The 9,921-nt window shown below is 67.2% G+C and carries 9 protein-coding genes; 2 read left to right on the top strand and 7 right to left on the bottom strand.

The genetic code is table 11. The annotated features are described in order from the left end of the window. A partial coding sequence (holA, locus tag VI056_13255) for a DNA polymerase III subunit delta (protein HEY6203994.1) occupies positions 1-636 on the top strand: 636 nt, incomplete at its 5' end. Here holA and VI056_13250 read toward each other — a convergent pair. The 7 genes from VI056_13250 to VI056_13220 all read right to left on the bottom strand — a co-directional run bounded on the left by VI056_13250 (position 633) and on the right by VI056_13220 (position 8,216). Beyond that, the gene (locus tag VI056_13250) at positions 633-1,460 is read right to left on the bottom strand and encodes a hypothetical protein (protein ID HEY6203993.1); all 828 of its coding nucleotides are present in this window, start codon (positions 1,458-1,460) and stop codon (positions 633-635) included. The two genes, holA and VI056_13250, sit on opposite strands and share 4 nt — an antisense overlap. A 50-nt stretch (positions 1,461-1,510) precedes the next feature. Continuing rightward, positions 1,511-2,200, bottom strand: coding sequence for a fructose-6-phosphate aldolase (gene fsa / locus VI056_13245; GenBank protein ID HEY6203992.1), 690 nt, complete (start codon positions 2,198-2,200; stop codon positions 1,511-1,513). Next, positions 2,197-3,849, bottom strand: a complete 1,653-nt coding sequence (locus VI056_13240; GenBank protein ID HEY6203991.1) for a CTP synthase — start codon at positions 3,847-3,849, stop codon at positions 2,197-2,199. The genes fsa and VI056_13240 overlap by 4 nt, the downstream gene beginning before the upstream one ends. A 44-nt stretch (positions 3,850-3,893) precedes the next feature. After that, positions 3,894-4,958, bottom strand: coding sequence for a DNA ligase (locus VI056_13235; GenBank protein ID HEY6203990.1), 1,065 nt, complete (start codon positions 4,956-4,958; stop codon positions 3,894-3,896). Between the two features lie 27 nt (positions 4,959-4,985). Continuing rightward, positions 4,986-5,864: a Ku protein gene (locus tag VI056_13230; protein HEY6203989.1), complete on the bottom strand. Its 879-nt coding sequence runs from the start codon at positions 5,862-5,864 to the stop codon at positions 4,986-4,988. A 64-nt stretch (positions 5,865-5,928) separates the two neighbouring features. Further along, the gene (locus VI056_13225) at positions 5,929-6,504 is read right to left on the bottom strand and encodes a hypothetical protein (protein ID HEY6203988.1); all 576 of its coding nucleotides are present in this window, start codon (positions 6,502-6,504) and stop codon (positions 5,929-5,931) included. Positions 6,505-6,584: 80 nt separating this feature from the next. Beyond that, on the bottom strand, positions 6,585-8,216 hold the full coding sequence (locus tag VI056_13220; protein HEY6203987.1) for a DUF885 domain-containing protein: 1,632 nt from the start codon (positions 8,214-8,216) through the stop codon (positions 6,585-6,587). Positions 8,217-8,250: 34 nt separating this feature from the next. Here VI056_13220 and ligD point away from each other — a divergent pair. Then, a partial coding sequence (gene ligD, locus VI056_13215; GenBank protein HEY6203986.1) for a non-homologous end-joining DNA ligase occupies positions 8,251-9,921 on the top strand: 1,671 nt, incomplete at its 3' end.

The following is a 9,921-nucleotide window of genomic DNA, read 5'->3' as shown; positions in this document are numbered from 1 at the left end:
CGCCTGGCGCCCTTCGAAGTGAAGGGCTGGATCGGGGCGCGCGCTCGTTTGCACAACGTGGTGCTCCAACCGGACGCCATGGATGCCCTCGCGTTCGCCCTGGGGCCGGACACCGAGCGGATCGAGAACGAGGTGCAGAAGCTGGGGGCCTACGCCGGCGGCGCGCCGGTGACGGCCGCGGACGTGCGCGCGCTCGTGAGCGGCGCGATCGAGTCGGACATCTTCGAGCTCACGAAGGCCGTCGTGCAGCACAACCACCGTGTCGCGGTCCCGCTCCTCGAGCGGCTCCTCGGAGATGGCAACGCCCCGCAGCAGATCCTCGCCCTCCTGCTGTGGCAGTTCCGCGTGCTGCTGTTCGCGTCGCGGTCGCCTACCAATCAGGACGCCGAGAAGATCGCGAAGGCGATCCGGTCGTCACCCGGTGCGATCTTCCGGTACGTCCAGTACGCGCGGGGCGTGAGCCAGGCGGACATCACGCGCGCGTATGAAGCGCTCTACGCCACGGACATCTCGATCAAGACTGGGCGCGCCGAGTCGGACGAGGCCGCGTTACTCCTGTGTGTTCTGGATCTGTGCGGTGTCGCCGGAGCGGATCTGCGCGACCTGCTTCTGACGGAGGCGCCGCGCCGCGGTTAGGACGCCTGCAGCGTCGTCGACGACCGAAGCGTGGTCGCGGGCGTCTTGTGGAGCCGACGCAGGCTGGTGATGGCGCCGACGATCGCGAAGAGCGCGAAGGCGTGCACCACGATCCCGATCCAGCCACCGGCAAGCAGGAACAGGAGGCCGTCGAGCGCATAGAGAAGGCCGCCAACGACGAACGCCCACTGCGCACCGGCGGTCGCGCGAAGGCCGAGGAATGCGAAGAGTCCGATGACGACGACGTGCGCGATCCAGCCGAACGACGGATCCGCCAGCTCTTCGATGATTCCCTGGAGGAACCAGTCGATCACGGTGCCCAGCGCGAATCCGTTGTCGCTTCCGAGCACGAAGAAGACGAAGTTCACCGCCGAGAGTCCCGCGATCCAGTAGAACCAGCGGCCGCCGTTCTCGACCTTCTTCACGAGCGCGACGCGCTCCAGTGTCGCTTGGTCCGGCCCCTGCGCGAGCGCGGCTACGACGGGCTGCTCCGCCGCGACGCGGTCTGGTGCGGGCGCCGGGGCCACATTCGCCGCGGCGCTTCTCGCCGGGCGTGGGATCGTCGCGCCCTCCGGTGGGATCGTGAGGCCGTCGACGACGAGCGTGTAGTTGTACGCAAAGCCGGTGCTGCCGATGCGCAGACGCGCGCTGTGCCCCTCGAGGTCGAAGACGTGCTCGCCCCCGGTGTCGAAGAACTTGCCGCCGTGGAAGACCTCGCGTCCGTTGACGATGATCCTGCGGTCGCCGGTCAGGACCGCGTGCTCGATCTCGACCGAGTAGCGGCGCAGGTCCTCGTCGCGGAAGTCCCAACGTTTGGTGGTCATTGCCGCGGGAATGTATGGGTGGCCGCGGTATCAGCGGCGGCGCAATGCCTCTAGCGGGACGGAAGTACTGCCTTGCCGGCCGCCGACGATGCGGGTTTGGCCTCCTGCGTCTTCCGGTAGTCCTCGAGGAACTTCTTCTGCCCCGCGTCGGTGAGCGGGTGGTTGAAGAGCATCTTGAGCACCGCGAACGGCATCGTCGCGATGTCGGCGCCCGCGAGCGCGGCCTGGGTCACGTGCATCGGGTTGCGGATCGATGCGGCGAGCACCTTCGTCTTGATCTCCTGCTGGCGATACGCCGAAACGATGTCGGCGACGACGCGCATGCCGTCCTCGTTGATGTCATCGAGGCGGCCCGCGAACGGACTGATGATGTAGGCGCCGACCGCCGCGGCCAGCAGCGCCTGGTTGACCGAGAAGCACAGCGTGACATTGATGCGGACGCCCTCGCCGGCGAGGATCTTGGCGGCGCCGAGACCGTCGGGAGTGAGCGGCACCTTCACGATCACGTTCTTGTGCCACGCCGCGATGCGGCGGCCCTCTACGATCATGTCGTCGCGCTTCTCGCTGACGCACTCGGCCGAGACGTTCCCGATGATCGCGCAGATCCTTTTGACCTGCGTCTCGTGGTCCTGTCCGGCCTTTGCGATGAGCGTGGGATTGGTGGTCACGCCGTCGATGACGCCCCATTCGACAGCCGTCTTGATCTCTTCGTATTCGGCCGTGTCGAGGAATAGCTTCATCGGTGCGTCTCCTGCAGCATCGGTGCCGCTTCCGCTCGTCCGTTCGCGCGTGCGAAGGCCAGTGCGGCGTCGATGAAACTCGCGAAGAGGGGATGCGGACGGTTGGGACGTGACTTGAACTCGGGGTGGAACTGCGTCCCGAGGTAGAACGGGTGGTCCGCGATCTCCACGATCTCGACGAGACGCCCGTCCGGCGACAGGCCGGTGAACTTCATCCCATGTGCGGCGAGCAGCTCGCGGTACGAGTTGTTGAACTCATAGCGGTGCCGGTGCCGCTCGAGCACGATCGGTTGTCCGTATGCGCGCCCCGCGAGCGAGCCGGTCTCGAGCACGCAGGGGTAGCTTCCGAGGCGCATCGTGCCGCCCTTGTCCGCGATGTCGCGCTGCTCGGGCAGCAGGTCGATCACGGGATGCGGTGTGAACGCATCGAATTCGGTCGAGTTCGCGTCCTCCGTCCCGAGGGCCGTGCGCGCGAGCTCGATGACCATGCACTGCATGCCCATGCAGAGGCCGAGCGTCGGCACCTTGCGCTCGCGCCCGAAGCGAACGGCCTGAACCTTGCCCTCGATGCCGCGGTAGCCGAAGCCGCCCGGAACGACGATGCCGTCGAGGCCGATGAGCGGCTCGACGTCGCGGTCGCGCTCGAGCTTTTCGCTGTCGATCCAGACCAGCTTCACGTTGCAGCCGGCCGCCCACGACGCGTGCTTCACCGACTCTGCGACCGACAGGTACGCGTCCGGCAGCTCGATGTACTTGCCAACGAGGCCGATCGTCAGTGGGATCCGCGCGCCGCGGATGCGGTCGACCAGGAAGCGCCACTCGCCGAGATCCGCCTCAGCGGCGCGCTCTCCAAGCCCGAGCTCCTCGACGACGATGCGACCCAGGCCGGCCTCTTCGAGCATCAGCGGCACGGCGTAGATGGACCAGGCGTTGGGCTCGGAGATGACGTTATCGATCTTGACGTCACAGAACAGCGCGATCTTCTCGCGCAGGTCCTCATCGATCGGCTCGTCCGCGCGCGCGATGAGCACGTCCGGCTGGATACCGATCGAGCGCAGCTCCTTGACTGAGTGCTGCGTCGGCTTCGTCTTCAGCTCACCGGTCGCGACACGCGGCAGCAGCGTGAGGTGGATGTAGAGGACGTTCTGGCGGCCCACGTCGTTGCGGAACTGGCGGATCGCCTCGAGGTAGGGAAGCGACTCGATGTCTCCGACCGTGCCACCGACCTCAACGACGACGAGCTCCGCTTGCTGCTCGCGCGCGACGCGGTGGATCCGCTCCTTGATCTCGTTCGTCACGTGCGGGATGACCTGCACGGTGGCGCCGAGGTAGTCGCCGCGGCGTTCCTTGGCGATCACCGCGTTGTAGATCTGGCCGGTCGTAAGGTTCGACGCCCGCGTGACGTTGCGGTCGATGAAGCGCTCGTAGTGGCCGAGGTCCAGATCGCTCTCAGCGCCGTCCTCGGTGACGAAGACCTCGCCGTGCTGGTACGGCGACATCGTTCCAGGGTCGACGTTGAGATACGGATCCATCTTCAGCGACGCGACGGTGAGACCGCGCGCGGCAAGGATGCGTCCAAGTGAAGCTGCGGTGATGCCTTTACCGAGAGAGGAGGTGACCCCGCCCGTCACGAACACGAACTTCGGCACCCTCAAGTGACCTCCGGGGTTTTTCTAATGGTAGCGGACGAGGGTCACTCCGGTCCGAACGGCAATGAATGAAGCACGATGAGGCGCGGGCGCTCGCTCCCGGCGCGCGCGGGTGCGGACTCCATCTCGATCGGCTCTTCGACGCGGCAGTCGTCGAGCCGGCCGTCGAAGCGCAGCGCGCGAAAGCGCGCGTCGCGTAGTTCGCCGATCTCGCCGGCATGCTCGACGATGGCGACGATGCGCGGGCGCAACCAGCGCATTCCGGTCCGCAGTGGCAGTGGCGTCGCGAACGGGGACGTGTCAGCGGTGAAGTCGCGCGTCGCTTCATCGAGCCAGCGGCCGAGATACGGCTGCACATACGCCTCACCGACGAACGAGAGAAGGTCGCCTGAATACATGCCACAGAGCGCGCGGACGGCGCCGCGCCTCTCGTCTTCGACGAGCCCGCCCAGGACGACGTCCGCTCGCGGTGTGACGTGACACTTCAGCCAGTCGCCGCTACGCGTACCCGGGATATAGGGGCTGTCGCGACGTTTTGCGACGATGCCCTCGAGGCCGTATTCCGCGACGACGTCGAGGAACGGTTCGCCGTCCTCATCCAGATGCTCGGGGACCGCGACCTGGCGGCTGCGGATGCCGAGCGCGGTCAGGCGGTGGCGGCGCTCCTCGAGCCGAAGGTTGAGCAGCGGCCGGTGCTCCTCGTACAGGAGGTCGAACGCCACGAAGACCGGTCCGCGCCCGCGTTTGGCCGCCTTGGGACCAAGTCGACCCGTGAGCAGGTCGTAGCTGGGCCGGCCACGCGAGTCGCACACCACGATCTCGCCGTCGAGGACCGCGCCCTCTGGGATGGGGAGCTGGCCGAGCTCGGGCACGAGCGGAAGCAGGTCACCCCCGTGGCGGTCAGCGACACGGAGGCGCCCGCCGTCCATCGACGCGAGGGCCCGGATGCCGTCCCACTTCAGCTCGAAGAGGTGATCGGGGGAGTTGAACGCGCCGGCGGCGAGGCGCGGCCGCATCGGAGCGAGATCCCGCGGCAGCGCGGCGTGCGCGTCCGCGACCTCGAGGAGAGTTGGATGCTCGCCGCCCGGCGAGCGCGTGTCACGACGCACTCGCCGAGCATATCGAGCGGACCTTGCTTAGGACGCTTTCTTTCGCGCGCTCTTCTCGCGCGCCGTCGTCTTCTTGCCCGCGAGCGACTCGTGGCCGCCGCGGCTCTCGCGGCCCCGCGACACTTCGCCCTTCTTGGCCTTCTCGACGGACGCCTTCAGAGCGGACATGAGGTCCACGACGGTCGTTTCGGCCTCCGGCTCGGGCGCCTCGATGACCTGGCGCTTCTCGATCTTGGCCTCGACGACCTCCATGAGTGCTTTCTTGTATTCGTCCTTGAACTCCTCGGGCTCGAAGTCCATCGCCATCATCCCGACGAGGTTCTCCGCCATCTTCGCCTCGGCCGGGCTGACCTTTACGTCCTCGGGTAGCTCGAGCTCTTCGGTCGAGCGGATCTCGTCCGGCCAGTGGAGCGTGTTCAAGACCATCGCGCCGTTGTGAGCGCGGACCGACACGAGTCGTTCGCGGTCGCGCAGGGCGAACTTCGCGATGGCGACGCGACCTGTCTTCTCGAGCGTCTGCTTGAGGAGCGCATATGGCTTGGCCGCCGACTTTTCCGGCTCGAGGTAGTACGCGGACTGGTAGTAGAGCTCGCCCGGCAGCTCCTTGTCCTCGATGAAGCCGGCGATGTCGATCGCCTTGCTGCTGTGCAGCGGGAGCTTTTCGAGATCCTCGTCGGTGAGCTCGACGAAGCTGCCCTTTTCGTACTCGTACCCCTTGACGACGTCGCCCCAGGCGACCTCGTGATCGCCTTCCGGGCACCAGCGCTTGTTCTTGATGCGGGCTTTGTGCTCGGGGCAGAGAAGATTGAATGACACCTTGCTCGTGCTCTCGGTCGCGAGGTAGAGGCGCACCGGGATGGCGACCATCCCGAAGCTCATGACCCCTCGCCAGATGGAACGAGGCATCGGCGACCCCCCGTTTGTTGTCTCTTTTGCGCGCGGCCTGCCGCGCGAAGCGTAGCCTACCGTGTCAAGAGGCGTCCGCGCTGACAACGAGCTGACGGCCGCGGATGCCGATCACGCTGACCGCGGTCCCGACGCTGAGGTCCACGTCGGCCGTGGCGATCACGGACGTCACATTCCCTCGGGCATCGGGCATCGCGATCTCGCCGACGCCACCGGCCGGGATGTGCGCGATGACGCGGGCTCTGATGCCGACGTACTCGGATTCCTGGGCGGCGGGCCGGCTGCGGAGGAAGAACGCGCTGAAGTCGATGCGCGTGAGCGCGGCGACCGCAGCCGCGGCAATTCCGACCATGAACGGCAGCGGCAGCGCTGAGCCGGCCCCACCGAACCGGCCACCGAAGCGGCCGAAGCCGATGCGACGAGGCGCACCCGGTTCGTCGTCGGACGCGAAGAGATCCGCGATCGCGTACCCGACCAGGAACGCACCGAGCATCTCCGTGAAGAGCACGTCGCCAGTGCGCAGTGCGATCCAGGCGTCGGCCCGCGAACCGCGCTGCCGCGACGCCCACCTCGCGAGGACGATGAGCGCGATGCCGACCAGGATCGCCAGCACGGCGATGAGCGGGTCGAGCGTCCTCATCGACGGAATGGTCTAGCAGCGCGGGTAGCCAGCGTTCGGATGGCTGCCCTCGCGAAGGCGTTACCGCCCAGGCCCATGGCTCACACGGTGATCGCCTTCTCCGCGAGGGTCGTAGGCAGCATCCCGGCCGTCGTGATCGCGTCGTGGAACGCGCGCAGCGCCGGACGATCTGACGTGCCGTGTCGCGCGAGCCAGCGGGTGCGGATGTCGATGATCTCGAGCATTCCAGTGAGATAGCTCGAGGCCTGCGTCGGCCAGCTGCAGTAGCGGCCGACCTCGGCGCGCGCGTTCGGCTCGGTGAGATTGCCCTTCTCGACCATGAACTTCACCGCGTCGTCGAAGGTCATCTCGCCCATGTGCAGGCTCGTGTCGACGACGATGCGCGCGGCGCGGAAGATCGTCGCCTCGTACTGGTAGAGGAGGTGCTTCGGATCGGCGAAGAAGCCCTGCTCGCGCATGACGCGCTCCGCGTAGAGGGCCCAGCCTTCGCTGAAGTACGCCGTTCCGAAGATGCGTCGCGCGTGCGACGGGTTCGACTTCGCCATCACGAGATGCCAGTGGTGGCCGGGGTACGCCTCGTGCACCGCCGTCGTCGGGATCCCGGCACTGCAGTTCCCTTCGAGTCGCTTCTGCACTTCCTCGGGCGGCGTGCCGTCCGGCGGATACGGAACGAAGAAGTGCCCGTGCAGCGTGTCCCGGAACGCCGGCGGACGCTGGTACGACGCGACCGCGAGGACCGGGCGCTGGAACGGCGGTGAGGGCTCGACGCTGCATTCCTCACCAGGCGGGAGCGTCACGAGCTGTGTGTCGCGCAGGAACGACCGCGCGCGCTGCGTCCACTCGTCGTACTCGTCGCGCATCGCTTCTGGTGTCGGCGCGTGGATCTTGTTGAGGCGATCGCATGTCTTCGCCCAGTCGCCGGAGCCGTCGATCTCGGTCGCGATGCGGTTCGCTTCGGTCGAGAGGAGCGCGTGCTGCTCGCGACCCTTTTCGCGGAGCTCGGCCGCTCCGAATGGCAGGAGCTCCTTCTCGCGCAGGAGGGCGCTGTAGAGCTCCTCGCCGATCGCCCAATCACCTTTCGCTCGGTCCTTGTTCGATTCGAGGTAGGCCGCGAACTCGTCGAAGGCTTTGGCTGCCTTCGCGCCCGCCTCGCTGAGGCGCTGCTTCGCCGATGCGTCCTTCACCTCGGCCGGCACGAGCTCGCGCGCGTATCGCGCCGCGGCCTTCGCCTGCCCCAGCGCCCGCTCGGCGTACACGCGCGGTGTTTTGGAGAGGTCGAGATTCGCGACCCCGTCGCGGATATTCGTCGGCACGCCCTCGAGCCGCTTCGCCGCCGCGTCGGCCAGCTCGCGCTCGGGACGCAGCCGGTGGAGGAAGAGCGAGAACACGCCGTTGAGTCCCGGATTGAGGTAGTAGTTCGGCTGTCGCTTCCACATCTCGAGCGGGTGGTACAGCTCGCGGCCGCGCAGGACCGACACGAGGAGATCCCGGTCGATGCGCTCCGCGGGCGCAAGTCCGTCATCCGCGGCGGCGCGGAACTTCGCCAGCCACTGGAGGTCCGACGCGCGGCGCCGCTCGTACGCAGCTGCGCTGGTGTCGTCGAGGCGCTCGTCGTATTCGGTGAGGCCGAGGCTGGAGGCCAGGGTCGGGGAGTCCTCGTACTCCTCTTTCAGGAACGAATCGACGAGCGAGGCGAACGCGGACGGCACCATGGCACCTCCCCGAGAATTGGCTGGAGAGTTAAGGGTGAGCCTCGAGGAATACCAGCGCAAACGCGACTTCAAGCGGACGCCTGAGCCGAAAGGCCAGCGCCCGAAGGCCGAGCCTACCCGCCGCTACGTCGTGCACCGGCACCACGCGACGCGTCTGCACTGGGATGTCCGCCTCGAGATGCGCGGCATCCTCGCATCGTGGGCGGTGCCGCAGGGCCCGCCGCTCGAGGGTGGCAAGAGGCGGCTCGCCGTTCACACCGAAGATCACCCCATCGAGTACCTCGAGTTCTCCGGCGTCATCCCCGATGGCTACGGCGCGGGCTCGATGACGATCTGGGATCAGGGCACGTACGACCTCCTGAAGGACAGCGAGGACGAATACAAGGTCGCGTTCCACGGCAAGCGCCTCGAGGGCGAGTGGGTCCTGGTGAAGACGAAGCAGAACGAGGGGCGCGACTGGCTGATGATCAAGCACGGTCCGGTGGTGAAGGACCATCCGCTCGACTCGCGCATCGAGCCGATGCTCGCGATCACCGCCGAAGAGCCTTTCGACTCACCCGACTTCGCATTCGAGCCGAAGTGGGACGGCGTACGCACGATCGCATTCGTCGACGGGGGCGTCGTGCGGCTGCAGACCCGCAACCTGCTGGACTGCACGTCGCAGTATCCCGAGGCGCATCAGATCGCCGAGGCGAACACCGGCGGGTACCAGGCGATCTTCGATGGCGAGATCGTCGCGCTCGACGAGCGCGGCGCGCCGTCGTTCCAGCGACTGCAGCCACGGATGCACGTGCGCGACGAATCGGCGGTGCGCAAGCTCCGCCGATCGACGCCCGTGATCTACGAGGTCTTCGATCTGCTGTGGCTCGATGGCGAAGACCTTGGGAGGAAGCCGCTCCGCGAGCGGCAGCGTCTGCTCGACGAGGTCCTCACACCGATGGGCGCGATACGCCGCTCGGAGCAGTTCATCGGCACCGGCACGGCGCTCTTCGAAGCGGCGAAGGAGCAGGCGATCGAGGGGATCATCGCGAAGCGCCTCGACTCGCCGTACGCGCGCGGACGCTCCGCGGCCTGGGTGAAGATCAAAGCGTTCCGCACGATGGAGTGCGTCGTCGGTGGCTGGACCGAGGGCGAGGGCGGACGATCGAAGGCGCTCGGAGCGCTGCTCCTCGGCATCTATCGCGACGGCAAGCTGATCCCCGTCGGCCACGTCGGCTCCGGTTTCGACGAGCGCACGCTCAAGGAGCTTCTCGCGACGCTCAAAGAACGCGAGTCACCCACGCTGCCGTTCGCGACCGAGCCACGCGTGAACGCGCCGGCGCACTGGTGCCTCCCCGAGCTGGTGTGCGAGGTGCGTTATGTCGAGATGACGCGCGAGGGGACGCTGCGCCATCCGACCTACCGAGGCCTGCGCGCCGACGTGAGTCCGGAGGAGTGCACCGGTGAAGAGCGTCGCGAGTCGACGAAGAACGCGCTCCGCGAGGCGGCACGCGCGTCACACAGCGGGAACGGCGCGGCTGCGAGCGAGCCCAAGATGCGCGTGCCTTCGATCTTGCACATAGACGGTCACGACCTACGACTGACGAACCTCGAGAAGGTCCTGTTCCCCGAGGACGGCTACACCAAGGCCGACCTCATCCGCTACTACACCGAGGTCTCGCCGTATCTCCTGCCCGCGATCAAGGACCGCCCGCTGACGATGAAG

It is taken from the genome of Candidatus Limnocylindria bacterium, assembly GCA_036523395.1.
Lineage (GTDB): Bacteria > Chloroflexota > Limnocylindria > P2-11E > P2-11E > CF-39.
Note: the sequence above shows the minus strand (reverse complement) of the source record. Positions and strands in the feature narration are given on the sequence as shown.

Coding starts and splice junctions, on each gene's coding strand:
- VI056_13220 (HEY6203987.1), bottom strand. CDS start 8,216: ATGGTGCCGTCCGCGTTCGCCTCGCTCGTCGATTCGTTCCTGAAAGAG.
- fsa (HEY6203992.1), bottom strand. CDS start 2,200: ATGAAGCTATTCCTCGACACGGCCGAATACGAAGAGATCAAGACGGCT.
- VI056_13250 (HEY6203993.1), bottom strand. CDS start 1,460: ATGACCACCAAACGTTGGGACTTCCGCGACGAGGACCTGCGCCGCTAC.
- VI056_13225 (HEY6203988.1), bottom strand. CDS start 6,504: ATGAGGACGCTCGACCCGCTCATCGCCGTGCTGGCGATCCTGGTCGGC.
- VI056_13230 (HEY6203989.1), bottom strand. CDS start 5,864: ATGCCTCGTTCCATCTGGCGAGGGGTCATGAGCTTCGGGATGGTCGCC.